Genomic DNA, 26052 nt, shown 5'->3' with positions numbered 1-26052 from the left:
GGAATCGTCCGGGGATCGTCTGCGAGGAGCGGGATGCTGCAGGCCATGGTGCGCGGGAGCGATCTGCACCCGGTGCGTGTCGAGTCGGGTGAGCGTCTGGTGTTCGGTCGTGACCCGCACGGCAGCCCGCAACGGCCCGGCCGCGTCGCCCTGCGGCTGCCCGGCTGCGCCCCGCACGTCTCGGGTGTGCTCGCCGAGCTGGTCGTCGGTCAGGAAGCCGCGATGCTGCGGTGGCTGGGCGCGGGGGAGGGGCGGCTGTCGAGCCTGCTGGACGCGCCCGGCGGGGCCCGGCGGGTGACGCTGGTCCGTGGCATGTCGGCCATGCTCGACCTGGGCAAGAACGAACTCGTTGTGCTGGCGGGCAAACAGGTCGGGCACGACCTGTACACCGACCTGTTGCTGACGTTCGCCATCACCGCGCGTGACGCGAGCACCGGCGAATCGCTCACGCCCAGCCGCAGGGACACCGAGCACAAACCGCACATCCGCAAGGGACAGCTGGCGAGGTACTCCAAGGAGTGGTACGTCGCCCTGGCGCTGGCCGAGCCGTGGCTCACCGGCGACGACGACTCACCCTTCCCGCCGACGAATCGCCGGATCTACGAACGCGTGCGCGAATGGCGCGCGGGCGACGCCTGGAACCTCGACCGCACCCAACGTGTCGACGACGCGATCCGTGTCATCGCCCGCGTCGCGTTCGGTGAACTGGCCGACCCGTACTCCGAGGCGCGGCAGGGCCGTATCCAGAACCCGCGCTTCGCCGTCGGCAAGCGGATCGCCGAATACCGCTTGGTGACGGCCGAGGACCTGGCCGAGGTGCACAACGCCCGTTCCTGAGATCGGGCGTGTGGGACCGCCTCAGCGGGTACTCGAAGGCCGTGAACGAACCCAAGGGGCACGTGGTGGTGTTCGCTCCCTCCCCCCAGCTCACGGTGACGGTCGAGGAACTGCACGGCACGCCGGATCTCCATCTGCATCCTGGTGGCCAGGGCGTCTGGCAGGCCAGGATGATCGCCGCGCTCGGCACGCGCGTCGTGCTGTGCTGCTGTTTCGGCGGCGAGACGGGCGAGGTGCTGCGTCATCTGGTAGGCGGTGAGGGCATCGAAGTCCGGGAACGACCCGTTGCCGCTCGCAACGGCGGTTACGTGCATGACCGTCGTGACGGGCAGCGCGAAGAGATCGCGGAGATGCTGCCGGACGCGTTGACCCGGCACGAACTCGACGACCTGTACGAGCTGACCTTGCTGTCCGCTTTGGAAGCAGGTGTCGCCGTGCTGAGCGGCGCGTCCGACGAGCCGAACAGACAGGTCGTCCCCGCGTCGATGTACGAGCGGCTGACCAAGGACCTGACGTCCAACGGCTGCAAGGTGGTCGTCGACCTGTCCGCCGACCGGTTGGCCGCCGCGCTCGAAGGCGGGCCGACGGTGGTCAAGGTCAGCCACGAGGAGCTGCTGTCGGACGGCCGGGCGAGCGATGACTCCGTGCCGGCCTTGCTGAAAGCGGCCCGGGACATCGCGGCCAAGGGCGTGCACCTGGTCGTGATCTCTCGTGCCGCGGAGCCCGCGTTGGTCCTGCTGGACGGCGAGGCGTTCCTGCTGGACGCCCCCAGCCTGGAGCCGGTGGACAGTCGTGGCGGCGGTGACTCCATGACCGCCGCCCTCGCGGCTGGACTGGCCCAGGGCATGGACCAGACCGAGGCCCTGCGGCTCGGCGCCGCCGCGGGCGTGATCAACGTGACCAGGCACGGTCTGGGAACCGGAGGCGACCAGGCCGTGCGGACCCTGTCCGAACGAGTCTCCCTGCGCCGTATCGACACCGAGAAACCCGACACTGGGAAACCTGACACGGGGAAGTCTGACACGGGGAACGAAGACGGATGACGCCACGCGTACTGATCACCAACGACGACGGCATCGATTCGCCCGGCCTCGCCACTTTGGCACGCTGCTCGGTGGAACTGGGCTGGGACACCGTCGTGGCCGCCCCCGCCGAGGAGTCGAGCGGCACCAGCGCCGGGATCACGGCGGCGGCACGAGACCGCCAAGTCGTTGTGCGACAGAGTGAACTAGCGGGGCTGAGCGACGTCGAAACCTATGCGGTCGAAGCGAGCCCAGGTCTCATCGCGCTGATCGCGTGCCATGACGGCTTTGGTGACCGGCCGACGCTGCTGTTGTCCGGCGTGAACCGTGGCGCCAATGTCGGCCGTGCGGTCCTGCATTCCGGAACCGTGGGCGCGGCCCTGACCGCGGGGATCAACGGCGTGCCCGCGGTGGCCGTGTCCCTGGACGTCGGCCTCGCCGAGGACGTGGAACTCCGCTGGGACAACGCATCCCGCATCCTGGCCGGCCTCCTGCCCGCGGTGGCCCGGCTCGCGGGCAGCCCGGTGCTGAACGTGAACGTGCCCAACACCGAACAGGTGGGCCCGCTGAGGTGGGCCCGGCTGGCCACCTACGGCCAGGCGCAGACCAAGATCAGTCGCGCTGACCCCGGCACCATCGAGGTGACGACGATCGAGGTGGAAGGCGAACTCGAAGAAGGCACGGACGCCGCCCTGCTGGCAGCAGGCCACGCGACCATCACACCCTTGTACTCCGTCACCGAGGACGACGATTTGATCGGTTCCGGCCTGCTCGCGGACTGACGAGGTTCACTGCTGAGGACCATCCGGCAGGTCGCGTGAGTGGGCGAGCAGTCGGGTGAGCAGCGCGGTCAGGGTGGCGCGCTCGTCGGAGTCCAACGGAGCCAACAGGTTGTCCTGGACTGCGTCGAGCACCTGGTCCATGCGGCGTAGCTGACGAGCACCGGCCTTGGTGAGGCTGACGACGTTGCGCCTGCGGTCGTCGGGGTCGGGCGTGCGTTCGACGTAGCCCTGCGCGGTCAGTTCGTTGACCGCGGCCACGACGTCGCTGCGGTCCACGCCGCCGCGCCTGCCGAGGTCGATCTGGCTGGCCGGTCCGAACTCGTCCAGTGCGGCCAGGATGCGGTAGTGGTATCCGCGCGCGCCGGCTTCGGCGAACCCGTCGGACACGATCCGCCGCGCGTGCACGGCGAGCTGCGTGATCAGGAAGCTCGGCTTGGTCACCAGCCGCTCGGGGATCTCCGCCACGGCGCTCACCCTAACACTGTTGGTAGCACCAACGAAGGTGTGTATAGTTGGTTGAGCCAACGTTGGTGCGACCAATGAAAAGAGGAAGTCATGTCATCGCAGGACCAGCTCGAAGTCGGCAGTTTGTTCGCGCGCCTGTCGCGTGTTCTGGATGAGGCGCGGTACGACGACATCGGCACGGTGTACGCCGACGACATCGTGGTGCGTTCCCCGAAGAGCGGTGAGATCCAAGGTCTCGCCAACGTGATCGCGTTCCTGCACCGCAATCACGACAACGACGTGCTCACCCAGCACATCCACGGCGACGTCCTGGTCACCATGAACGGTGACGAGGCCGAGGCGTCGGCCAACCAGGTCACGTACTTCTACCGCGACGGCGCCCCGCCGCACCAGACGAGCGGGCTGCGCGTCGCATACCGAGCCACCCGTACCCCGGCGGGCTGGCGGTTCCACGAGGGACGGATCGACCTCGCATGGACCAAAAAGGACTGACAGCGACAGCCGTTCCCTGGCCGAGACCGGCCTCGCTTCAGGCGTCGAGCGTCGCGGCGACCAGCTCCCGCCAGTCCGCCTGCGTGCCCTCCTGGCTCGTCTCGGCGAACCGGGCGTCGCCGAGACGCTGCCGCACGGCCTGTTCGATCCGGGCCTCGTCCGGGTGGGAACGGTTGGGCAGGCCGCGCACGCTTGCGCTCGCCGCGAGCAGCCGTGCCGCCTGTTCGTACTGCTCGCAGCGGAGGGCAAGGTCGGCGACTCCGACGAGCACCTGCGCGACCGCGGGGGCGGCCCTGGCTTCGGACGCCGCCTCACAGGCCGCCGCGCGGTGGGTACGGGCAACGCTGAGATCGTCCGTGAGGTAGCCGAGCATGTCGTGGGTCGCCGCACGGACGGCGGCCACCTGCTCCGAGTCGGTACCGAGCAACGTTGTCGCGACGCGGAGTTGCCGGTGTGCCTCCTCGGTGTCGCCGTTCCAGCGTGCGAGTTCCGCTTTCGCCATGGCCAGTTCGGCCAGCGCGTCCGGCCAGACGACCCGTTTCGCGTACTGCTCCGCCTCCGCCAAGGCGGCCGCGCTCGACGTTTCGTCGCCCAACAGCCAGTACAGCTGGGCCTGGCGCGACCGCAGGGGGATCACGTCCTCGATGGCACCGATCTCGATGACGACAGCGATCGCCTGTTCGCAGTACTCGCACGCTTCGGCGAACTCGCCGCGCACGGCGGCTCGCTCCGCCAGTTCGGTCAGGGCGAACGAGATCCCGAACCGTTCGCCGATCGCGCGGAACTCGGCGAGCGCCGTCCTGAGGTACGCGTCCGCGTCCCGCCCGCCGTGGCCGAGCACGATCCGCATCTTGCCCAGATGCAGCCGGCCCAGCGCACGCACCCAGAGGTCTTCGCTGTCGAGCAGTGGTTCCCACGCGGGCAGGAACGCGTCCGGCTCCCGCACCATGCGAACCAGTGGCTCGAGCAACGCCAGCAGCGGATGACTGTGCCGGCCGCGCCCATAGAACCGGTGCGCCTGGTTGATCCACTCCGCCGCCTCGTGTTCGGAGCGGCGCCCGGCGCTCAGGAACATCGAGACGATGGCGTACACGATGGCGCGGACCTCGTCGGGCACCTCGCCGGGGACGGCGGCGGCCGCGGTGACCAGCTCGTTGCCCTCGGCCTTGTGTCCGCCGAGCCACCAGTACCAGCCGGCGGCCGCCGCGAGCCGCATCGCCTCATGCGCCTCACCGGCCGCGATCGCACCACGCATCGCCGCACTGATGTTGTCGTGCTCGGCCTCGAGCGCGGCGAGCCATTCCACTTGCTCGGCGCGGCGCAGATGAGGTTCCGCGGACTCGACGAGCTCGATGAAGTACGCCAGATGCGCCCGGCGCACGGAGTCCGATTCCCCCGCCTCGGCCAGCCGGTGGGCCGCGTATTCCTTGATCGTGCCGAGCATGCGGTAGCGCGGCACCGTGCCGCCCTCGGCGATCAGCAGGGATTTCTCGGTCAACGCGGTCAGCAGGTCGAGCACCTCGCCCGTGTCCGCCGCGCAGATCCACTCGGCCGCGTCCAGGTTCGCCCCGCCCGAGAACACCGACAGCCTGCGCAGCACCATCCGTTCGGCGTCGGTGAGCAACTCCCAGCTCCAGTCGATCACCGCGCGCAGTGTCCGGTGCCGCGGCAGCGCGGTCCGGCTGCCGCCGGTCAACAGCCGGAACCGGTCGTCGAGCCGGTTGGCGAGCTGGTCGAGGGGCATGGTGCGCAACCTGGCCGCGGCCAGTTCGATCGCCAGCGGCATGCCGTCCAGCGCCCGGGCGACGCGCGCCATGGTCACGGAGGTGCGGGCGCCGGTCGTGAGATCCTTGCGCACCGCGCCGGCCCGGTCCCGCAGCAGCCGGACGGCCGGGGAGGACTCGATCGCGCCGGGGTCGGCGTTCTCCGCGGGCAGGGCCAGCGGCACGACCTGCCACAGCGCCTCGCCGGTGATGCCGAGCGGTTCCCTGCTCGTGGCCAGAATCCGCAGCCGGCGGCACGCGCCGAGCACACGATGGGCGAACGTGGCCGCCTCCTCGATCACGTGCTCGCAGTTGTCCAGGATCAGTACCGTCTCCCGATCGCGGATCGCGGCGATGAGGCCGTCCGTCAGGTCCGCGTGCGGTGTCCCGCCGAGCAGCGCGTCCCGCAGGCCGAGCGCGGCGAGCGTCGCCTGCGCCACGTCACCGCCCGTGCCGAGGGCTGCCAGTTCGACCAGCCACGCTCCGTCCGGCAGGTTGCCGAGCAGCGTGCGCGCGGTTTCCGTGGCCAGCCTGGTCTTGCCTGAGCCGCCCGGCCCGATCAGGGTGGTGAGCCGATGCTCGCCGATGAGCCGGCGGACCGTGGTGACGTCGGCGTCCTTGCCGACGAAGCTGGTCAGCTCGGCACGCAGATTGTGGTGGGGAGTCTCGTCGCGCCGTCCCACCTCGCCGCGCAGCAACGCGACGTGTAACGAGGACAGCTCCGGTGACGGGTCGACCCCTAGCTCGTCGGCGAGGGCCTCCCGCGCACGCTGGTACACCTGTAGCGCCTCGGAGCTGCGGCCCGCCGCGATGAGAGCACGCATCAGCGCGGCGACCAGCCGCTCCCGTACGGGGTGCGTGGCCACCAAGCCGGTCAGCTCCGCGACCAGTTCCGCGCCGTTGCCGAGGCTGATCTCCGCGTCGCACCGGTCCTCCAGCGCGGCCAGGCGCAGTCTCTCCAGCCGGGCGACCGCCGCGTCGAATGCCGCGCTGTCCTGCGGACCGACGTCCTGCATGGCCGCGCCACGCCACAACGAGAGAGCTTCACCCAGCAGTTTCGACTGCTGGAGGTGATCCCCGCCGCGTGCCTGGCCGACGAGGTGTTCGAACCGCACGGCGTCGACAGCGTCGGGTTCCACCATCAGCCGGTAGCCGTCCGGCTGTCCCTCGACGACCCCTGCCGGCAGCACCTTCCGCAGCCGGGAAGCCAGCCGTTGCAAGGCGTTCGCCGACTCGGCGGGCGGATTCTCACCCCAGATCCAGTCGATCAGCGTCGCCTTCCGCACCACGCGGCCGGGTTCCAGCGCGAGGGCGGTCAGCAGCGCGCGCAGCCGGGCGCCCGGCACGTCGGCGACGGTGCCGTCATCCGCGCGAACCTGGAAGGACCCCAGCAGCCCGATCTGCACCCGGCCGATTTTGCCACGCGCGACCGGCGGTACGCGGTTCGACCGTGGCCGCTGACCTGGGCGGTCGGTTACAGTCCACTGTAGACGCACCGCCATCGTCCACAGTGGACGATGGCGAAAAAGGGGGGACGGGCCGTCGTCGAGGGGGGAGGGGCGGCCCGTCCCGCACAGTTCGCGCTCGTCGGACTGGGGGTGGTCCGGCGAGGCCGCGCCAATACTAACAAGCGAAGCCGGTGCTGGCAACGGTTCGTGTATGTCCTAACCGGACGTGTGACGCGGTCCGCTCGCGTCGGCCCGGCCACCTGCGGAGCATGGTGGTGGTCACATTTCCGGTCACCCTTGCTTTATACCCCCGGCCGGTATATAACCTCAGGACGTGTAGATACCCCATAGGGGTATGAACGGAGGGTTGTGATGTCGGAAGCGCATGAGCACCAGGGTCATGCCGTGGTCACCTGGTCCACGGCCGCGTCGGCCACGCTGCACTGCCTGACTGGCTGTGCCATCGGCGAGGTGCTCGGCATGGTCATCGGCACGTGGCTCGGTCTGCACGACGTCGCGACGATCGCGCTGGCCGTCGCCCTCGCCTTCGTGTTCGGCTACGCGCTGACGATGCGCGGCGTACTCAAGGCGGGCCTGACCGTGAAGCAGGCGTTCAAGGTGGCGCTCGCCGCGGACACCGTGTCGATCGCGGTCATGGAGATCGTGGACAACGCCGTGATGATCGGCGTTCCCGGCGCGATGGACGCCGGCCTGGCCAGCCCGCTGTTCTGGGGTGCGTTGGCGTTCGCGCTGGTGGTGGCGTTCGTGATCACGCTGCCGGTGAACAAGTGGATGATCGGGCGCGGTCGCGGGCACGCGGTCGTGCACGCCCATCACCACTGACGATGCAGACAGGTGTCCGGTCCGCGGGCCGGACACCGTCGTCAGCGCTTGAGGCGTGCGGCGAGCCAGGCGAGGGCCAGCGGATACCGGTAGTCGATGCCGCTGTGGCCGGCGTCGAACAACTCGAAATGGATCCGGTCGTCGGGCAGGCCTGCCTTGGCCAGTTCGGTGCGGAACGCCTGGGCGCCGAGGTCCAGGTACCACTCGTCCCGGCTGCCCGCGTCGATCCACACGGCTCGCCATGACCGGATCTCGTCCAGGTGCCGTCCGGCCATCCGCACTGGGTCCCAGTCCAGCCACCGCTGCCACTGGTCAGGCTTCAGCGCACCGGTCACGGGGTCGAACGGCAGTTCGGGCGTGCCGTCCTCCCGCGCCGAGAAGCACGCGGACAGGCAGAGCAGTTCCAGCAGAGTCTCGTCACCGGGCTTGGTGAACGCCGGACGCGACCGGAAGTCCGCCCACCAGCGCATGATGTCGTGGTCGTGGTTCCGCAGCGCGCGGGCCGCCGCTCCGAAGCTGTTGATGTAGCTCAGTTCGTACAAGGCGTCCCCGGCATGCGTGGCCAGTGCGCCGAACAGGTCCGGTCTCAGCATCGGCGTGATCATCGCCCCGAACCCGCCCGAGGACTTGCCTGCGATCGCACGGGAGTCGCGGTGCGGAATGGTCCGGTAGTTCTCGTCCACCCACGGCACGATCTCGTCGCACAGGTACGAGTGGTAGCGGCCGGTACCGGGGGAGTCCACGTACTGCGAGCCGCCGAAGGTGGTCCAGGCGTCGATGTAGACGACCACGCAGCCGGGTGCGCCGCCCGCGAAGACGGCGTCCGCGGTCTCCACGAACGGCTGGCGGTACGGCATCCGGTTGGCCCACATCGACAGGTGCCCGGTGAAGCCCTGGATCACGTACACGGCGGGATACCGGGTGGTCGTGTCGTCGTAGCCCGGCGGGACGTACACCCACAGCGGCCGCTCATGCGGGTCGCCGAGGGGATTGTCCCGCAACAGCACGGAGTCCAGGGTGTGCCGGTCGAGCCGGCCGGCGAGTTCGGTCTCCCAGGGCAGCATGCCGGCCAGTCAAGCACGCGGCGTGAAGCGATGTCAGTCGCTCACCGGCCCTCGTCCCGGTGTGTCACTATCACCTTTCCGGTTTCCGGCGATCCGGGTACAGTCGGGGGCGGGGTCCGAATGCTGGGGCAGGACTCCGCAAGTGTCTGTCAGGACTAGACGGGGGTGGATTTCATGATCGAGGACGTGGACCTCGAGATCGCGTTCGAGCCGTATTCGGAAAGCTACGAAGAACCCATCGACAAGATCTTCGGGTTCGTCCAGCGGGCCGAGGGGTAGATTCCCCGGAATCGGTTCCCATGACTCACGAGACCGTCCGGGTCCGGGTTTCCGCGTGCGGTGTGTCCTTCTGGGATTCCGGGAAACTCGTCTGGGACGATACTGTCGGGCACCGTCAATTCGCTCTGGTTGACGGTGCCGAGGCATTGTTGCGCTGGTTCTCGGAGTGGAAGCCGCTGGGCTCCACGGACGCCATGACCGGTGATCCGGTGCTCCGCGAACGCTATACGAAGATCGCCCGGATCTTTCTGGACAGCAACATTCTCGTCGCGGAAGGATCGCCTCGGCACCGGCTCGAGGAGTCGATCGTCTCGGCATGGCGGCCGTGGGGCAGGCTGGCGCCCGCGTTCCACTTCTCCGTGCGTAATCTCGCAGGTGAGGCGGCGAAGTCCCCCGAGGACTACGACGTCATGCTCGCCGAGAACCTCAAGCACGGACCAGCGCCGCGCGCGCACCGTAGCTTCGCCGGCGCTCCGGTCGTCCGGTTGCCCGACGGGTCTGCGGCGAACTGGCGCGAGCGTGATCTCGTCGAATTGCTGTACCGCAGGCGAAGTGACCGCACGTTCGTCGACAAGCCGATTCCGCTGGAGTCGGCGGCCGCCCTGCTGAAAGTCTCCGCGGGCATTGTGGAAATCGATGAGCGATCGCAGACGGTGTTCAAGACCTCGCCTTCGGGGGGTGGCCGGCATCCGACCGAGGTTTATGTCTGCGCGCGGGCGATCGACGGGGTGGAGCCGGGGATTTATCACTACAACCCCACGGCCCACGTTCTCGAGCGGATCGGCGGACCGTGCGGTGACGACGACATCGCCCGCATCGTCTGTGAACAGTCCTGGGTCGACAATTCGGCGATGGTGGTCTTCTACACCGCGGTCCTGGATCGCAGCATGTGGAAATACCACACACCACGGACCTACCGGGTGCTGCACTTCGATGTCGGACACCTCAATCAGACGGTGTACCTGCTGGTCACCGCGTTGGGCCTGGGGATGACGTTCACGTCGGCGATCCGTGACGAGCTGGTGGAGGACCTGCTCGGTCTCGATCCCGCCGGGGAACTGGTGATGGGCTGCGCGGTGATCGGTACCAAGGCGTGAGCCGGCCGACGTCGGCGCCCGAGCGCGTCGGCTACCGGGAAGTGCTCGCGAACCGCGAGTTCCGGGCGCTCTTCTTCGGCCGGAGCCTGTCGACGGCCGGGGACTACCTGGCGCGAGCCGCGTTGATGATCGCGGTGTACGAGCGGACCCAGTCCGCCGGCCTGATGGCCGTGACGTTCGCGCTGACCGTGGTCCCCGACCTGCTCGGCGGCCCGCTGCTGGCCGGCCTGTCCGACCGGTATCCCCGCCGGACCGTCATGATCTGGGCGGACGTGGGCCGGGCGGCGCTGCTGCTGTGCATGGCGATCCCCGGAATGCCCCTGGCCGGGCTCTGGATCCTGCTGATCGCCGCCCGGTTGCTGGACACACCGTTCACCAGTTCGCACACCGCCACCATGTCCGTGGTGCTGACCGGCGAACACTTCGTGACCGGCACCTCCATGAACCTCATCGTCGGGCACCTGGGCTTCGCACTGGGGTACGGGTTCTCCGGGGTGGCGGTCGGCTGGCTGGGCATCGGCACGGTGCTGGTGCTCAACGCCGGCACCTTCCTGGCCTCCGCTGTCCTGCTCCGCGTCGGGCTGGCGTACCGGCCCGCGACGGCAGCCGGGACGGACGCGGGTCCGTGGCTCGCTTCGCTGCGTTCGGCCGTCGGATTTGTCGCCCGGCATCGGAGGCTACGGGTACTCGTGTTCTTCCCGCTGCTCATTGCGGTCAGCATGGTGTGCGAGACGCTCGCCGTTCCGTACGCCGCACAGATCGGGGCCGGCGTCGCCGTCGCGGGAGTGCTGATGGCGGGCAACTGCGTGGGGATCGTGGTCGGTCTGTGGGCGTACTCGCGCTGGGTCAAGCCCGCCCACCGGTCCCGGCTCATGGCACCGCTCATGGCGATGACCTGCCTGCCTTTTGTGGTCTTCGTCCTGCAGCCCGGTGTGTGGGCGGGAGCCGCGCTGTTCGCGCTCGCCGGTGTCGCCACCTGCTTCTGGGTTCCGCTCGGCGCGGAGTACAGCCAAACCGCCCCCGACTCGCGGCGCGGGCAGACGATAGGCCTGCTCTTCACGTTCATGCGGGTGACCCAAGGCGGTGCCGTGGTGCTGTTCGGTGTCCTCGCCGAGTCGTTCGCGCCGTCATCGGTGATCACCGGCGCCGGTGTCGCCGGTCTGGCCCTGTGCGCGCTGTTGCTCGTGGCCTGGCGGCTGGCCAACTCCTCAGGTGGGAGCCAGCAGCCGGCGTAGTTCGTCGGTCTCCGGGATGGCCAGCCCGGCCAACCGGTCCAGGGCCTGTTCCCAGCATGATCTGGCCCGCTCGTGGTCGCCGCCCGCCGCGAAGCTCAGGCCGAGAACGTGCAGTGCCTGCGCCTGGCCGAACGGGGAACCGGCGTTGACGTACACGGCCAGCGCTCGCTGGGCGTGGTCCCGCGCGACGATGAGATCCCGTGCCTCGAACGCGAGCCACGCCAGGAAAGTCTCGCTTCGTCCTTCGAATCCGACCAGTTCCGCGCGCCTGCTGAGCTCGGCACCGTGGCGCGCGTGCTCCCCAGCGGTGGAGAGGTCACCACGCTGACGGCACTGCGATGCCAGCTCCAGCAGGGCGACGATCTCGCCGCGCCGATAGCCGAGGCCCCGCGACATCTCCAACGCGTTGCGGGCACAGGTCGCCGCCTCGTCGGTGTGTCCCATACCTTGGTGCGCCGCGGCGAGCGTGACCAGTGAGTCGACCTGATCCTGGTCGATGCCGGACTCCTCGGCGACGGCCAGTGCTTCGTGGGCGTGGGCCAGCGCGGCTTGGTGATCGCCGGTCAAGGTGTTGGCGTTGGCCAGCCCTCGCAACGTCTCCGCCACGTAATGCCGGGTGCCGGTTTCCCGGTAGCGGGCCAGTGCCGCCGTGTACTGGCCGATGGCGTCGCCGAACCGGCCCTGGCGGACCATCACGTGGCCGAGGCACACCCGGGAGGCGGCCTCCGTCACGGGGTTGCCGCTCGCCGGGGCCATCTTCAGGGCCTCGTACGCGGACCATTCCGCCCGGTCGAGGTGACCCCGCTGTTCTTCGATGACGCTCAGGTTGATCAGCCCGAAGAGCCGGACCGCGTCGAACCCGTGTTCCTCGGCGAGGCGCACGCCCTTCTCGACCTGTTCGGCGGCGGCCCTGAGCTTCCCGTCGGCCTGGTACAGGATGCCGAGGCTGACCAGCGCCCGTGCCCGGCCCTCATGAGATTCGCACCGGTCGTAGGCCTCCAGCTCGGCCAACGTGTGCGCCATCGCCGCGGCGTGCTCCTGCACGCGGTAGGAGATGGAGGCGTGGACGTAGTGCATGGCCGCCTCGGCATGGGCGTCTCCGGCGGCTTGAGCCGCCTGCAAGGCGGCTCGCGCGGCGATGAACCCCTCGGCCCGGTATCGGCCACGGGTCACCAGGTAGGCACACAGCGATTCGACGAGGTGCCATGCGGCATGCACCGGTCCGTGTTCCGCGGCGTCGAGGATCGCGGCGATGACGTTAGGGCCTTCCTGGTCCATCCACGCGAAGGCGGGCGCCTGGTGGTCGAAGGTCGGGCTTGGCACCGCCAGTTCCACCTCGGTACGGGGCAGCCGGCTCCAGGTCCGCCACAGCACGTCGGCCACAGCGTCGAGCCAGCGCACGTAGTAGGCGAACAGCCGGGCCCGCGCCGCTTCCGTCTCGCCGGGGTTCTCCTCGATCTGGCAGCGCTCCGCGCTGTAGAGCCGCAACAGGTCGTGGAAGCGGAACCGGTCCGCCGCGGTCTGCTGGATCAGCCCGGCGACGACCAGTTCGGCCAGCAGTTTGTCGGCGCGCTGCTGGGACAGCCGGCCGAGGACCGCCACCGCCTCCCGGGAGAAGTCGGGCCCCGGCACCAGGCTCAACTGCCGGAACAGACGCGCGACCTCCGGTTTCAGCGCCAGATAGGACAGGTCGAACACGGCCCGTACCGTGGCGCCGGGATCGTCCTCGATCTCCAGTGCGGTGAGCCGGTTGCCGTGCCGCAGATCGGTGACGTACGCCTGCGCCGAGTCGTCGTCCCGCAGCAGCAGGTTCGCTCCCGCGATGCGCAGTGCGAGCGGCAGATGGCCGCACAACTCGGCGACCTCGCCCAACGCGTCGGGATCGTGCAGGCGGTCGTGCCCCACGATGGTGTTGAGAAGCGCGATCGACTGTTCGGTGTCGAGGACGTCCAGGTTGACCAACTGTGCTCCGCCCAGCACAGCCAGGCCGCGCAGTGGTCTGCGGCTGGTCACCAGCGCTCCCGACCCCGGCGTGGTGGGCAGCAGGTTGCGCACCTGTCCGGCGCTGGCCGCGTTGTCGAGGACAACCAGCACGTTCCGGTCGGCGAGCGCGGTTCGGTAAGCGCCGACGAGGCCGTTGAGATCGTCGGGAAGCTGGTCCGGGGGCAGGCCGAGAGCCTGCAGGAACCGGGCGAGCACCTGCTCCGCGGTCAGCTCCCTGTCCAGCGCGTTGCCGAGCAGGTCGACGAAGAGCTGCCCGTCCGGGAACCGCGCCCGCAGGTGGTGGGCCACCTGGACGGCCAGTGCGGACTTGCCGACCCCGGGCTGCCCGGAGATCGCCACCACCGGAACACCTGTGCCCGCGTCGCCGGACAACAGCGTGACGATCTGTTCGTACGTCTCCTCCCGGCCGACGAAGTCCCGCAGACCGGCCGGCAGCTGCCGCGGCACCGGGCGCTGGGCGGGCACGGCGGCAACAGCCGGGACATCGGCGGCCTCGGCCGGACGCGGCTTCGACGGCAGCGTCAGTGCCGGGTCGTTGGTGAGGATCCGCTGGTGCAACTGCCGCAGCTGCTCACCGGGATCCACTCCGAACTCGTCGGCCAGCCTGGCGCGCACGTCCTGGAACTGGGCGAGTGCCTCGACCTGGCGGCCCGAGCGGTACAACGCGACCATCAACTGGCTCTGCAAACGCTCCCGGAACGGGTGCTGGGTCGTCAGGTTGCGCAGTTCGGGCAGCAGTTGCGCGTGCCGTCCGAGGGCGAGGTCGCAGTCGACACGGATCTCGGTCGCCCGCAGGTGCTCCTCGGTCAGCCGGGTCACTTCGCGTTCCCGGAACGAGCAGGCCGGGATGTCGGCCAGTGCCGGGCCGCGCCACTGCGCGAGGGCCCGCGTGATCAGGTCGGTCCGCGCGGCCGGGTCGGCGGTTTCGTCGGCCTGCTTGACCAGGCTGCGGAACCGGAACAAGTCCAGCTCGTCGGGCGCCAGGTTGATCCGGTACCCGTGCGGCATGGTGGTGATGAGGTCCTTGGCGTTCAGCGTCTGCCGCAGCCGCCGGACGTAGGCCTGGGCCGTGGACGCCGCGTTGTCCGGCGTCTCCTCGTCCCACAACCAGTCGATCAGCTCACTGACCCGGACTATCTGGTTGCCGCGCAACAGCAGACCCGCCAGGACCACCTGCTGCCTGCCGGCCGGAACGGTGATCGCCCGGCCCGCCACCGTCACGTCCAAGGTCCCCAACAGGCGGAAGTCCGTGTCTCCCACCATGTTCGCCCCCGTCGGTCTTCGGGCCATGCGACGTACCGCGATCCTAGCGCCGTTCGGTGGGAGTACGCGGGAAGTACGCGGCGTCTAGTGGGCTTGACGGTGGCTCGCGTGGATCGAGCCGGTGATGAGACACAGTGCCTAGGGGATTTGATGACAACCGCCGACATGCTGGCCGATGAACTCGTCGAGGTCATCACCGACGAGGACCCGCTGCTCGCGTCGATGTTCGGCATCAGGGATGCCGACAGCGCCATGCCGGACCTGTCCGTGGGCGCCTGCGACGCGGTGCGGGCGCGGGCGTCCGACATCGTGACCCGAGCGCGGGCACTGGACGACGCCGCGCTGCCGGCCGTCGACCGGGTCACCAAGGCCATGGTCGAGCAGCAGGCCGAAGCGGTATGTCATCGGATCGACTCCCGGGCGGCCGAGTACACGGTCACCGACTTCTTCGTCGCCCCGGCGGCCAGGGCGATGTACTTCCTGCCGAGGGTCACGGTCACCGACACGGCCCAGGCAGAGGCCTATCTGGCACGGCTGGCGAAGTTCCGCGGCTACCTGTCGACAGCGGCGCAGCGTCACGTGGACGGCACCGACGCGGGACGGCCGCCGGTCGCGAGACTGGTGGACTCGGCCACGACACAGCTTGATCGGGCACTGGCGCTCGGCGCCGACGACCCGCTGCTGCACCCGCTGCGCCAGGACGGTCTGGAGACGTACGCCGAACAGGGCCGCCGGTTGCTCGAATCGGAGATCCGGCCGGCCATGGCCTCGTACCGCGCGGTCATCGGCAAGATCGCGCTGCACGCCCGGCCCGACGAGCGACCGGGCCTGTGCTGGATCGCTGATGGCGAGCCGATCTACGCGAGCCTGATCCGCGTGCACACCGACGCGCACAGGTCGACGGAGGATCTGCACCAGACGGGCAGAGAACACGTGGCGAACCTGCACGCCGAGATCGCCCGGAGTGGCGAGAAGCTGTTCGGGACCTCGGACGTCGCGGAGATCTTCCACCGGCTGCGGTTCGACCAGCGGCTGCGCTGGCACGACGGGGAGGAGATGCTCGAAGCCGCCCGCGTGGCGGTGGCCAAGGCCGAAGTCGAGGCGCCGAAGTGGTTCGCCGTCGTGCCCGAGCAGCGGTGTGTGGTCGAAGCGGTTCCGCCGGCACAGGACGCGGCGATCCCGTCAGGGACCTATCTGATGCCCTCGCCCGAGGGACAACGACCCGGCACCTTCTTCACCAACATCACCAGGCCGACCGAGCGGTTCCGCTACTCCTGCGAGACCGTGGCGTTCCACGAAGGCGTGCCCGGCCATCACTTCCAGGTGACCAGGGCACAGGGCCTCAGCCACCTGCCGATGCTGCGCAGGCTGCCGCTGAGCACGGCCTACGTCGAAGGTTGGGCGCTGTACACCGAGCGGCTGGCTGACGAGATGGGCCTCTATTCCGACGAGCTGTCCCGGATGGGCATGCTGGTGGCCGACGTGTTGCGTGCGGTCCGTCTGGTCGTCGACACCGGACTGCACGCCAAGGGGTGGAGCCGGTCCGCGGCCATCGACTACGTGCGCGCCAACACGGTCCTGCCGGACGTGGAGGTCGAAGCCGAGGTCAACCGATTCATCGGGCTGCCGGGCCAGGCACTGGCGTACATGGTCGGACGCCTGGAGATCAGCCGGATCCGAGCCGCCGCGGAGGCCGCCCTCGGCGACCGGTTCGACATCCGCACGTTTCACGACACCGTCCTCAACGGCGGAACCTTGCCGCTGGCCGTGCTGGCCGACGTGGTGGACGACTGGACTAAGAGCCTGCTGGAGCAGCGGTGAGTACGCGGTTGGTACGCGGTTGGTACACGCGGTCCGACACGATGGTGTCAGCTGTCTGGGGAGGGCTCGTGGCGAGTTTCGACGGCGAATGAAGTGCTCGGTAGGGCCGCTGGGGGTGGCCCTACCGAGCACAGTGGGACGCCTGGCGGTCAGCGCCAGCCGAGCGCCGGAGCCACGTGGGTGAGCACGTTCTCGATCACGTGCGCGTTGTAGTCGACGCCGAGCTGGTTGGGCACGGTCAGCAGCAGTGTGTCGGCTTCGGCGATGGCCTCGTCGCCGGCGAGCTGGCTGACCAGCTCGTCCGGTTCGGCGGCGTAGGTACGGCCGAAGATCGCCCGGGTGTCGGCGTCGATGTAGCCGATCTGGTCGGTGCTGTCGCCGTCGCTGCCGAAGTACGCGCGGTCGAGCTCCGAGGTGAGCGCGAAGATGCTGCGCGACACCGACACGCGTGGTTCGTGTGCCCAGCCGGCCTCGGTCCAGGCCTTGCGGAACGCCCGGATCTGCTCGGCCTGCTGGACGTGGAACGGCGCCCCGCCCTCGTCGGTCTTCAGCGTCGAGCTCATCAGGTGCATGCCCTGCTGGGCCGCCCACACCGCGGTGCCGTTGGACGCGGCGCCCCACCAGATCCGCTCGCGCAGTCCCGGCGAGTGCGGCTCGATCCGCAGCAGGCCGGGCGGGTTGGCGAACATCGGCCGGGGGTTGGGCTGGGCGAACCCCTTGCCCTCGAGGACCTTCAGCAGGACCTCGGCGTGCTTGCGGGCCATGTCCGCGTCGGTGTCGCCCTCACTCGGCTGGTAGCCGAAGTACCGCCAGCCGTCGATCACCTGCTCGGGTGAGCCACGGGAGATGCCCAGCTGGAGCCTGCCACCGGCGATGAGGTCCGCGGCACCGGCGTCCTCGGCCATGTACATCGGGTTCTCGTACCGCATGTCGATCACGCCGGTGCCGATCTCGATGCGGCCGGTCTTCGCGCCGATCGCGGCCAGCAGCGGGAACGGCGACGCCAGTTGCCTGGCGAAGTGGTGCACCCGGAAGTACGCGCCGTCCGCGCCCAGCTCCTCCGCGGCCACGGCCAGGTCGACGGCCTGCGTCAACGCGTCGGACGCCGTCCTGGTCTGCGAGTGCGGGCTGTCCGACCAGTGCCCGAACGAGAGGAAACCGATGTTCTTCATAACGCTGCCGAACGTACAAGGTTGTTGATTGATTCCTCAACTAATTGTGGTGGTCACCTCCGAAAAACTTCTGGCGCGAAAAGGACTGTCAAGGGCGCGGGGATTCGACCCAGGACAGGCGGGCGGCGGTCGCCGGACGTGCCGGGGTGCCCCGACGGGCCCTGGCACATCGTCAACCGCCACACCGCCAAGTGCCCTTGCCGGACGTCACCACCGGCCGGGCGGATCAGTCGTCGGTCTTGGACGACTTGTCGCCCGGCCACTCACCGGTCATCTTGCGGAACCCGACGGCGCCACCGCGGTCGATCGCGGTCTTGACCACACCGAACACCGCGCCCTGCACCGCGGCGGCGAGCAGTACCTCGCGCCAGCCGCGGTCCTGGTCGGTCGCGCTGGGCGCCTCGGCGTCGCCGGTGGCCAGTTTCCACGTGCGGGCGAAGACCGCGCTGGCGGCGATTCCGCCGAGCAACCCGAACAGCAGGCCGAGAGGCCGGTAGAGCAACCGCAGCATCAGGCCTGTCCCTTCTTCCGCCGGGCGATCCGCCGCAGCACCGCGATGGACACGACCGCGCCTGCGATGAAGACACCCGGCCTGCGCTGGATCGCCACGACGATGCCCCGGGCGCGGCGCGCGGCCGGTTCGGGGAGGTTGTCGATGGTCTTCTGGGCCTGCAGGGAGGCGTCCTCGGCCTTGACGTGCGCCACGTGCATCGCCTGCTCGGCCTTGGCCTTCACGGTGTCCTTGGCGACGGCCGCCTTGGCCTTCGTGGTGTCGAGCACCTCGGTGGCCTTCTCCTTGGCGCGTGCGGACACGTTGGCCTTGTGCGCCAACGCTTCGGCCGTATCGCCCAGTTCGCGGCGGGTGCGCTCGATGTCCTGCCTGATCTCGTCGACATCCGGTCGCGGTGTGTCGCTCATCGGTGCAGGCCTTCCTTCACGGCGGCGATGTCGGTCTTGACGTTCTTGGCGGCCTCCTGCGGGATCGGCGGCGTGGCGGCGTCGATCTGCTTCTTGCCCAGCAGCGAGACCACACCGGCGATCAGCAGCAGCACCAGTCCGACCAGCACGGCGGCCAGCCACGGCGCCAGCGCCAGCGACAACGCCAGGATGGCGGCGGTGATCAGTGCGGCGACACCGAAGAACGCGAACAGCCCGGCTCCGCCGAACAACCCGGCGCCGATCCCGGCCCGCTTGCCCTTCTCGGCGAGTTCCCTGGTCGCCAACCGGATCTCGTCCCGGACCAGACGGGACACCTGCTCGGATGCCTGCCCCACCAGCTCCGCGACCGATCGATCGTCGGTCCGACTAGACATGATCAGCTGCTCCCTTCGGGTCTTTGGCACTGATTACCCGTTCGGCGGAAGCTCAATCAGCTGGTATCCCCCCGTGGAGTGAGGCCGTCACCTGCCCGGGGAGAGGTCCGCGTACCCGGGCGCCGCGGTGATCGGCCGGGCGGTCCGGCTGGACGCCGAGGCGCCGTAGGCGAGCCGGATGACCGCGCAGAGCAGCCCGATGTCGATGACGAGCGTGATCCGCTGGGTGAGGCCGACCGGCAGGATCGTGCCCAGCGGGACACCTGCGCTCTTGTCGAGCAGGTAGCTGACCGCGAACAGGACAAGGCCGGCCATGCTGTAGCGGGTCCAGCGAAGCACCGTGGCGCGGTCGCGTGCCAGGGCGGGAATGCCCCGGGTCCCAGCGGCCAGGGAGAGACCGATCGCCGGGACGCTCAGGAAGGCGGCCACGCAGGCGTACTGATGGATCTCACCGCTGACAAGGCTGGACAGTTGCCCGTAGCTGACCGGGAAGACGGCCGCGAGCGCCAAGCCACCGGACCAAAGTCCAAAAAGGACCTTCGTGGTGCGGCTGAGCGGAACGCCGGCCGCGGCCAGCGCGCCCACTGTCGTGACGGAACCGAAGGCCACCCACAGGATGCTGACGGCCAGCAGTCCCGGCGCCTGGTCGGTGAACGCGTACAGCGACACGGCATCCCGAAGTGGATCACGGCCGCTGACCAGATGCAGCACGACGAACGCCAGCGCGCCCCAACAGATCGCCCCGGCCGACACGATCAGCCATGGCTGCGTTCTGGCCGCGTCGCCGCGCGGTGGAGACACGATCGTCATGGACAAAGACTCGCGTGCGGCGGGCCCGGTCCGACAGCCGGAAAACACCCCAGCCGTGAGTGGAGATATCCCTACCCGCCTGGTTCCGGGCGGCCGGGACACGCGACGACGTCGCTACGGCAGCGGGGAAAACGCGTCGACGGCAACCGATGCCGCTGGCACCATCACCAGGATGCAGGCGTTGCGAGTGATCAAGGGCGATGCGACGAGCCCCCAGGCCAAGGGGCCGAAGATCATCGATCATGTCTGCAACGATCTCGGCGGATGGGGCAAGGGTTTTGTGCTGGCGATCTCGAAGCGGTGGCCCGAACCGGAACGTGCCTACCGTGACTGGCACCGGGAGCGGGCCCGCAACGACTTCAGGCTCGGTGCGACGCAACTGGTTCAGGTCCGTCCCGACACGTGGGTGGCGAACATGGTGGCCCAGCGCGGCATGCGTACCGGCAGCAAGGGGCCGCCGATCCGCTACGACGCCGTGGCGCGTTGCCTGAGCACTGTCGCCGACCACGCGCTACGGCTCAAGGCCAGCGTGCACATGCCCCGGATAGGAACCGGCATCGCCGGCGGTCAGTGGAAGCACATCGAACCCATCATCGCCGAGACACTGCTGGCTCGTGACGTGCCCACCACCGTGTACGACTTCGACTGACGAGTCGTCTCCGGCTGGACCGCCACAGTGCGAGCGGCGCGCCGCCGAACCTCGTGAGTGTTTATCAGCGTTAGAACCCTGATAAACACTCACGAGGTTTTTCAGGCCAGGGCGAAGCGCGCGACGCTCGGTAGGATTCGGCGTGATCGAGGGTGAAAGGTGGTCGGCTGGTGGGCGTGGCGGTGGCCGTGACGTTCGGGTGGCTCGGCATGGTGCTGGCGATCTCGTTCCTCGAAGCGCCTCTGAAGTTCCGGGCGCCGGGGGTGACGGTGCCGATCGGCCTGGGGATCGGCCGGATCGTCTTCCGTGCGCTCAACGTCGTCGAAGGTGTCCTGGCGTTGGTGATCGCGGCCGCGCTCGTCATCGCGGCACCGCCTGTGCGGGTGCTGATACCGCTGTGCCTGGCGATCGCGATGCTCGTGATCCAGGTGGCGCTTGTCCGGCCCCGGTTGAGCAAGCGGTCGGATCGCGTGCTCGCGGGCGAGGAGTTGCCACGATCGCACGCCCATGTCGCGTATGTCGCGCTGGAGCTCGTCAAGGTCGCCGCGTTGCTCACGGGCGGAGTGCTGCTGCTGGCTTGACCTGGATCGCGCTCCAGCGGTCACAGTCGCGGTGCCGTCAACCCATGTCCACTGAGGACAGTGACGGTCGGACTCAGGCCACGAGGCCCTGGCGATAGGCGTAGACGACCGCCTGTACGCGGTCGCGGAGCTGCAACTTGGTGAGGATGCGTGACACGTACGTCTTGACGGTCTCGTGACTGATCACCAGAGTCGCGGCGATCTCGCTGTTGGAGAGACCGTCCGCGATGAGGCGCAGCACCTCCAGTTCGCGTGGCGTCAGCGGCACGTCGTCCGGAGTGCCTTTGACCGGGCGGATCCGCGCGGCGTAACGGCCGACGAGCTGACGGGTCACCTCGGGCGCCAGCAGCGCCGCACCGGTGGCGACGGTCCGGATGCCGTGCAGCAACTGTGCCGGCGGTGCGTCCTTGAGCAGGAAGCCGCTGGCTCCGGCGCGCAACGCCTCGTACACGTACTCGTCCAGGTTGAACGTGGTCACCACGAGGATCTTGGTGGGCTGGGTGACGCCGGCACCGGCCAGCCGGCGGGTCGCCTCGATGCCGTCGAGGACCGGCATCCGGACGTCCATCACCACCACGTCCGGTCGCAGCCGGACGGCGAGGTCGACCGCGGTGCACCCGTCCCCGCACTCGCCCACCACCTCCAGGTCGGGCTGCGCGTCGACGATGGTCGCGATCCCGGTGCGGATCAGCTCCTGGTCGTCGCAGACGAGGACACGGACCGGCGCCGTCACGACGAACTCCCGGCCGGGATACGGGCCCGCACAACAAAACCGCCTCCGTCACGCCAGCCTGACGTGAACTCGCCACCGAGCACGTCGACCCGTTCGCGCAGACCGGCGAGGCCACGCCCGCTTCCGCCGGGGGACGTGGCCGGCGAACCGGGTCCGTCGGTGCCCACCTCGACGGTGATCTCCTTGTCACCGTGGTGCACGTGGACGGTCGTGCGGCTGCCGTGGGCGTACTTGAGAGCGTTCGTCAGCGCCTCCTGCACGACCCGGTAGGCGGCCGCCCCGGCGCTGTCCGCCGCGTTCACCGGCCTGCCTTCCTCGATGAACTCCACCGGCTGCCCGGCCTGCCGGATCTGCTCGACGAGGGCGTGCAGCCCGTGATCAGTGCCGTGGTCGGGGTTGAGCACATCGAGCATGTGCCGCAGATCCGTGATGGCCCGGCGGCCGGTGTCGGTGATGGCCGTGAGGGTCTCGTCGAGACGTTCGGGGGACGTGGTCAGGTAGCGTGCCGCCTCGGCCTGAACCACCATCACCGTCACGTGGTGGGTCACGACATCGTGCAGCTCGCGAGCGACGCGGGTGCGTTCCGCGGCCCGGGTTGTCTCGGCGACGTGGCGGCGGCGTTCCGCCTCGTTCGCCCGGAAAAGCCGGAGCCACCCGCCGATGCCCCAGGCGATGGCCATCCCGAAGTAGAACGTGACGAACCCGGTCACGTCCTCGGCTCCGCCCTGATGGTCGAGGGCGATGGCCAGCGGGACGTACGCGGCGGTGCCCACGACGATGGTGGTGCGCCGGTGACGTTCCAGGTGAGCTCCCGCGCTCAGCAACGCGATCGGCAGCGCGGTGCCCGCCACGGTGTGGTAGCCGCGGAGCTGGTCGAGGGCGAAGCCGATCGCCACCAGGGCAAGGCAGAGCGCCGGCCACTTCCGGCGCACGGTCAGCGGCAGCGATTCGAGGGCGACCACCGCGACCGCCAACGTGTCCATGGAGTGCCGTGGCACGTCGCCGACCTGCGTTCCGTGGCCGTCGAACGCCGGAATCAGCGAGAGGACCGCGAGTAACAGCGCGAGGGGGAGATCCCGGACCGTGACGTCGGACCGTCGCCACAAGTCCGCGACTCGCTGGAGGTCGATCACGGGGGCGAGCGTAGCGGTCGCGTCCCCCGAGCGAGCTACGTGCAGGTGTCCACTGTGCGGTGACGACTCGGGACCGTCGAATCCCTAGCGTTCGAGTCCTTCCGACACTGGTTGACTTTTCCCTTGGAGAGATCTTGTTCCCCAACGTCCGGGCGTCCGCTGTGACCGCGCTGTGCTGCACCATGCTCGTCGGCGCGCTGGCTGGTTGCGACGAGGCCGCCGAAGGCCTGGTCACCGGCACCACGAAGATCACTGTCGAAGGCCGGTCGGTGAACGTGTCCTGCTCCGGCAGTTCGGAGGACGGCGGGCCGGTCGTGGTGCTGCTGGCCGGTCTGGGCGACGGCCTGGACAAGCTGGCCGGCTTCCAGAACACCCTGAGCGGCAAGGGCCGGGTCTGTTCCTACGACCGGCTCGGCGAAGGCGCGAGCGACCAGCCGGACGGGCCGCAGACCCTGGAGAGCACCGGCAAGATCCTGACCGGGGTGCTCAGCCAGGTCGCCGGGAACGCGCCCGTCGTGCTGGCCGGGCACTCACTGGGCGGGTGGATCGCCGCCCGGTACGCCCCTGACCACGGCGACAAGGTCAAGGGGCTGGTCCTGCTGGACGCCACCCCGGCGACGACGGGCGCGGACACGACCAGGCTGATCCCCGAGTCCGCGACCGGCCCGGCGGCCGACGTCCGTGCGCAGAGCGTCGCGGTCTTCCGCGGGGAGAACCCCGAGAAGCTCGCGATCACCGACGGCGAGGTCCGTTCCGCGGGTGACATCCCCGTCGAGGTGGTCGAGCACGGCCAGCCGTACCTCGCGGCCCTTCCCGAGTACGGGCCGGGCCTGGAGCAGGCGTGGAACGAGGGGCAGCGCAAGTGGCTCGCCCTGTCCAGCCGCGCCAAGCTGACCACTGCCACCAAGAGCGGCCACTACATCTACGTCGACGAGCCGGACGCCGCCGTCCAGGCCGTCGAGCGGGTTCGCGCCCAGATCGAGAACCAGTAGCCGGTCGGCGGCCCGCGCCGGTCACGGTGGCCGTGTCCCGGCGCTGCCGTGGCCGTGTCCCGGTTGTGTCGCAAGCGGGCACACATTCCGCAGGCGCGGGTCAGTGGTGTCCATACTGGACGCGTGGCGGCGATTCTGCTCATCGAGGACGATCCCCTGGTCCGGCGCGGGCTGCAGATCGCGCTGGGCAGACACGGCCACGACGTCCGCACGGCGGAGACCGGCGAGGACGGGCTGCGTGAGTTCCACGCGGGCCCGCCGGACCTGGTGGTGCTCGACCTGATGCTGCCGGGCGTCGACGGAATCGAGGTGTGCCGCCGGATCCGGGCGGCCGGTGAGATACCCGTGATCATGCTCACCGCCCGGGGGGACGACTTCGACGTGGTGGAAGGGCTGGCGGCGGGCGCGGACGACTACGTCGTCAAGCCCGCGCAGCCCACCGTGCTCGACGCCCGGATTCGCGCGGTGCTGCGCCGCAGCGCCGGTGTTCCGGACGGCGTCCGGGTGCATGGCGACCTGAGCGTCGACACCACCGCGCTGACGGTGTCGTTACACGGCAAGCCGGTGACGCTGACGCCGACCGAGTTGCGGCTGCTGCTGACCCTGTCCCGGGCGCCCGGCCGCGTGTTCAGCCGCCAGCAGTTGCTGGAGGAGGTGTGGGAGCACGACTACCTCGGTGATTCCCGGCTCGTCGACAACTGCGTGCAGCGGCTGCGGGCGAAGATCGAGGCCAACGCGGCGGCGCCGCGGTATGTGCAGACCGTGCGCGGGTTCGGCTACCGGTTCGGGCCGGTATGACCAGACGGTTCCGGCCGGGCGGACTGCGTGCCCGGCTGCTCGTCGCCTTCGTGCTGGTGACCGTGCTCGGCGCCGCCGCGGCGGCCTGGTCGAGCGCCGGATCGGCGAGCTCCGCACTGGTCACCTCGACCCAGCAACGGATCACCGGCACCATCACCGGCCAGATCCAGGCGATCACCCCGGAGCTGACGTATCCGCCGATCCAAAGCACGCTCGACCGGCTACGAGCGGCTGTCGGGACGAACGCGGTGGTGACCTTCCAGGACCTGCGCTCCGCGGAAGGCACCGACCTGGTCACCGACGAACTGCGCACCGCCGTGCGCACCCAGAACCGGCTCGTCACGCAACGGATCACCGTCAACGGCACGCCTTGGCTCCTGGTCGGCACGCCCATCATGATCACCGCGCTGGACGGTGTGCGGACGCCGTCCGGCATCGAGGTGTACTCCATGCACGACCTCACCGATGTCGAGCAGCAGATCGACGGCCTCACCCGGTCCGCGGCCGTCACCGCTGCGTGGGCGTTACCGCTGGCATTGTTGCTGGCGCTGGTCGCCGCGGGCAGCGTGCTGCGCCCGGTGCGCAGACTGCGTGACACCGCGCGCCGGTTGGCCGCAGGCGACCTCGATGCGCGGTCGTCACCCCGAGGTGCCGACGAACTGGCCGAGCTGACCGTCACCATCAACGAGATGGCCGAGTCGGTACAGGCGTCGATGGCCGCGATGCAGCGGATGCAGGCTGACGCGAAGAGATTCGCCGCCGACGTGTCGCACGAGCTGCGTACGCCGCTGAGCACGCTGACGGCGGTGGCCGAGGTGCTGGCGACCACCGCCGACCGGATGGAGCCGGACGCCAGGGAGTCCGCGCGACTCGCGATCACCGAGACCCATCGGCTGGTCCGGCTGGTCGAGGACTTGATGGAGGTGTCCCGTTTCGACGCGGGCACCGCCCACCTGCGGATCGAGGACGTGCACGTGGCCAATGCCGTGCGCGACTGCCTGCGTGCCCGTAGCTGGGCGGACCGGGTCGAACTCGTGGCGCCGGACGACATCCAGCTGCGGCTGGACCGGCGCCGCCTGGACGTCATCGTCGCCAACCTGGTCGGCAACGCGCTGCGGCACGGCGAACCGCCCGTGCGCGTGTCCGTCTCGGCGTCACGTGAACAGGTGTCGATCGAGGTCACCGACCACGGACCTGGTCTGCCCGAACACGTCCTGGCGCACGTGTTCGACCGTTTCTACAAAGCCGATTCCGCTCGTACCCGAACGCCCGGCAGCGGATTGGGATTGGCGATCGCCCGGGAGAACGCCCGTCTGCACGGCGGCGACCTCACAGCGGGCAACGCCCCCGGCGGAGGCGCGCGGTTCGTCCTCCGCCTGCCACGCACCCCACAGGACCCCCTCGTGAGTGTTTATCAGGGTTAGAACACCGATAAACACTCACGAGGTGGGGCTGG

General features: G+C 69.4%; 24 protein-coding genes. 13 read left to right on the top strand and 11 right to left on the bottom strand.

The features are described 5' to 3' along the window. Positions 1 to 33: 33 nt before the first annotated feature. Genes GC106_RS12690 through surE form a run of 3 tightly spaced genes read left to right on the top strand, consistent with a single transcriptional unit; the run spans position 34 to position 2641 of the window. On the top strand, positions 34 to 837 hold the full coding sequence (locus GC106_RS12690) for a hypothetical protein (protein WP_246365510.1): 804 nt from the start codon (positions 34 to 36) through the stop codon (positions 835 to 837). A 41-nt stretch (positions 838 to 878) separates the two neighbouring features. Continuing rightward, the gene (locus GC106_RS12685; RefSeq protein WP_312872615.1) at positions 879 to 1880 is read left to right on the top strand and encodes a PfkB family carbohydrate kinase; all 1002 of its coding nucleotides are present in this window, start codon (positions 879 to 881) and stop codon (positions 1878 to 1880) included. Beyond that, positions 1877 to 2641, top strand: a complete 765-nt coding sequence (surE, locus tag GC106_RS12680; protein WP_173128708.1) for a 5'/3'-nucleotidase SurE — start codon at positions 1877 to 1879, stop codon at positions 2639 to 2641. Before GC106_RS12685 ends, surE begins: the two co-directional genes overlap by 4 nt. A gap of 6 nt (positions 2642 to 2647) precedes the next feature. On the opposite strand, the gene GC106_RS12675 is transcribed toward surE, so the two are convergent. Then, positions 2648 to 3115 (bottom strand): MarR family winged helix-turn-helix transcriptional regulator, encoded by a 468-nt coding sequence (locus GC106_RS12675; protein WP_376777727.1) that lies wholly within the window; start codon positions 3113 to 3115, stop codon positions 2648 to 2650. Between the two features lie 81 nt (positions 3116 to 3196). Between GC106_RS12675 and GC106_RS12670 the strand changes: the two genes are divergently transcribed. Further along, positions 3197 to 3598: a nuclear transport factor 2 family protein gene (locus tag GC106_RS12670; RefSeq protein ID WP_173128705.1), complete on the top strand. Its 402-nt coding sequence runs from the start codon at positions 3197 to 3199 to the stop codon at positions 3596 to 3598. A 37-nt stretch (positions 3599 to 3635) separates the two neighbouring features. Here GC106_RS12670 and GC106_RS12665 read toward each other — a convergent pair whose 3' ends face one another. Beyond that, a complete protein-coding gene (locus GC106_RS12665) occupies positions 3636 to 6767 on the bottom strand; it encodes an AfsR/SARP family transcriptional regulator (RefSeq protein WP_173128702.1) in 3132 nt (1043 codons plus the stop codon). Positions 6768 to 7181: 414 nt separating this feature from the next. Here GC106_RS12665 and GC106_RS12660 point away from each other — a divergent pair, with 414 nt between their 5' ends. Next, on the top strand, positions 7182 to 7652 hold the full coding sequence (locus GC106_RS12660) for a DUF4396 domain-containing protein (RefSeq protein WP_173128699.1): 471 nt from the start codon (positions 7182 to 7184) through the stop codon (positions 7650 to 7652). Between the two features lie 41 nt (positions 7653 to 7693). On the opposite strand, the gene GC106_RS12655 is transcribed toward GC106_RS12660, so the two are convergent. Further along, positions 7694 to 8716, bottom strand: coding sequence for an alpha/beta hydrolase-fold protein (locus GC106_RS12655; protein WP_173128696.1), 1023 nt, complete (start codon positions 8714 to 8716; stop codon positions 7694 to 7696). A 299-nt stretch (positions 8717 to 9015) separates the two neighbouring features. Between GC106_RS12655 and GC106_RS12650 the strand changes: the two genes are divergently transcribed. Beyond that, entirely contained in the window at positions 9016 to 10092 is a 1077-nt protein-coding gene (locus GC106_RS12650) for a SagB family peptide dehydrogenase (RefSeq protein ID WP_173128693.1), read from the top strand. After that, complete coding sequence (locus GC106_RS12645; RefSeq protein ID WP_173128690.1) at positions 10089 to 11327, top strand: MFS transporter; 1239 nt, start codon at positions 10089 to 10091, stop codon at positions 11325 to 11327. The genes GC106_RS12650 and GC106_RS12645 overlap by 4 nt, the downstream gene beginning before the upstream one ends. On the opposite strand, the gene GC106_RS12640 is transcribed toward GC106_RS12645, so the two are convergent. Continuing rightward, positions 11301 to 14594 (bottom strand): AfsR/SARP family transcriptional regulator, encoded by a 3294-nt coding sequence (locus GC106_RS12640; RefSeq protein WP_173128687.1) that lies wholly within the window; start codon positions 14592 to 14594, stop codon positions 11301 to 11303. The genes GC106_RS12645 and GC106_RS12640 overlap by 27 nt on opposite strands. A 150-nt stretch (positions 14595 to 14744) precedes the next feature. Between GC106_RS12640 and GC106_RS12635 the strand changes: the two genes are divergently transcribed. After that, the gene (locus GC106_RS12635) at positions 14745 to 16415 is read left to right on the top strand and encodes a DUF885 domain-containing protein (protein WP_173128684.1); all 1671 of its coding nucleotides are present in this window, start codon (positions 14745 to 14747) and stop codon (positions 16413 to 16415) included. A gap of 149 nt (positions 16416 to 16564) precedes the next feature. Here GC106_RS12635 and GC106_RS12630 read toward each other — a convergent pair whose 3' ends face one another. The 5 genes from GC106_RS12630 to GC106_RS12610 all read right to left on the bottom strand — a co-directional run bounded on the left by GC106_RS12630 (position 16565) and on the right by GC106_RS12610 (position 19710). Further along, positions 16565 to 17587 (bottom strand): LLM class flavin-dependent oxidoreductase, encoded by a 1023-nt coding sequence (locus tag GC106_RS12630; protein ID WP_173128682.1) that lies wholly within the window; start codon positions 17585 to 17587, stop codon positions 16565 to 16567. Positions 17588 to 17813: 226 nt separating this feature from the next. After that, positions 17814 to 18098: a DUF4235 domain-containing protein gene (locus GC106_RS12625; RefSeq protein WP_173128679.1), complete on the bottom strand. Its 285-nt coding sequence runs from the start codon at positions 18096 to 18098 to the stop codon at positions 17814 to 17816. Further along, positions 18098 to 18505, bottom strand: a complete 408-nt coding sequence (locus GC106_RS47030) for a DUF3618 domain-containing protein (RefSeq protein WP_217280402.1) — start codon at positions 18503 to 18505, stop codon at positions 18098 to 18100. Before GC106_RS47030 ends, GC106_RS12625 begins: the two co-directional genes overlap by 1 nt. Beyond that, positions 18502 to 18900 (bottom strand): phage holin family protein, encoded by a 399-nt coding sequence (locus GC106_RS12615; RefSeq protein ID WP_173128677.1) that lies wholly within the window; start codon positions 18898 to 18900, stop codon positions 18502 to 18504. Before GC106_RS12615 ends, GC106_RS47030 begins: the two co-directional genes overlap by 4 nt. Positions 18901 to 18987: 87 nt before the next feature. Further along, positions 18988 to 19710 carry a DUF998 domain-containing protein gene (locus GC106_RS12610; protein ID WP_173128674.1) on the bottom strand — a complete coding sequence of 241 codons (723 nt, stop codon included), beginning with the start codon at positions 19708 to 19710 and terminating at the stop codon, positions 18988 to 18990. A 172-nt stretch (positions 19711 to 19882) separates the two neighbouring features. Here GC106_RS12610 and GC106_RS12605 point away from each other — a divergent pair, with 172 nt between their 5' ends. Both GC106_RS12605 and GC106_RS12600 read left to right on the top strand, forming a co-directional pair. Then, positions 19883 to 20359 carry a macro domain-containing protein gene (locus GC106_RS12605; protein ID WP_173128671.1) on the top strand — a complete coding sequence of 159 codons (477 nt, stop codon included), beginning with the start codon at positions 19883 to 19885 and terminating at the stop codon, positions 20357 to 20359. 209 nt (positions 20360 to 20568) lie between these two features. Next, complete coding sequence (locus GC106_RS12600; protein WP_173128858.1) at positions 20569 to 20940, top strand: hypothetical protein; 372 nt, start codon at positions 20569 to 20571, stop codon at positions 20938 to 20940. Between the two features lie 73 nt (positions 20941 to 21013). Here GC106_RS12600 and GC106_RS12595 read toward each other — a convergent pair whose 3' ends face one another. Then, positions 21014 to 21673, bottom strand: coding sequence for a response regulator (locus GC106_RS12595; RefSeq protein WP_173128668.1), 660 nt, complete (start codon positions 21671 to 21673; stop codon positions 21014 to 21016). Continuing rightward, on the bottom strand, positions 21670 to 22806 hold the full coding sequence (locus GC106_RS12590; RefSeq protein ID WP_173128665.1) for a sensor histidine kinase: 1137 nt from the start codon (positions 22804 to 22806) through the stop codon (positions 21670 to 21672). The genes GC106_RS12595 and GC106_RS12590 overlap by 4 nt, the downstream gene beginning before the upstream one ends. A gap of 134 nt (positions 22807 to 22940) precedes the next feature. On the opposite strand from GC106_RS12590, the gene GC106_RS12585 reads away from it, so the two are divergent. The 3 genes from GC106_RS12585 (at position 22941) to GC106_RS12575 (ending at position 26020) form a co-directional block, all read left to right on the top strand. Beyond that, positions 22941 to 23798, top strand: coding sequence for an alpha/beta fold hydrolase (locus GC106_RS12585; RefSeq protein ID WP_217280401.1), 858 nt, complete (start codon positions 22941 to 22943; stop codon positions 23796 to 23798). A 123-nt stretch (positions 23799 to 23921) separates the two neighbouring features. Further along, complete coding sequence (locus GC106_RS12580; RefSeq protein ID WP_173128662.1) at positions 23922 to 24596, top strand: response regulator; 675 nt, start codon at positions 23922 to 23924, stop codon at positions 24594 to 24596. After that, the gene (locus GC106_RS12575) at positions 24593 to 26020 is read left to right on the top strand and encodes an ATP-binding protein (protein ID WP_173128659.1); all 1428 of its coding nucleotides are present in this window, start codon (positions 24593 to 24595) and stop codon (positions 26018 to 26020) included. The genes GC106_RS12580 and GC106_RS12575 overlap by 4 nt, the downstream gene beginning before the upstream one ends. Positions 26021 to 26052 lie beyond the last annotated feature (32 nt).

The organism is Kibdelosporangium persicum, assembly GCF_013280595.1.
Taxonomy (GTDB): domain Bacteria; phylum Actinomycetota; class Actinomycetes; order Mycobacteriales; family Pseudonocardiaceae; genus Kibdelosporangium; species Kibdelosporangium persicum.
Note: the sequence above shows the minus strand (reverse complement) of the source record. Positions and strands in the feature narration are given on the sequence as shown.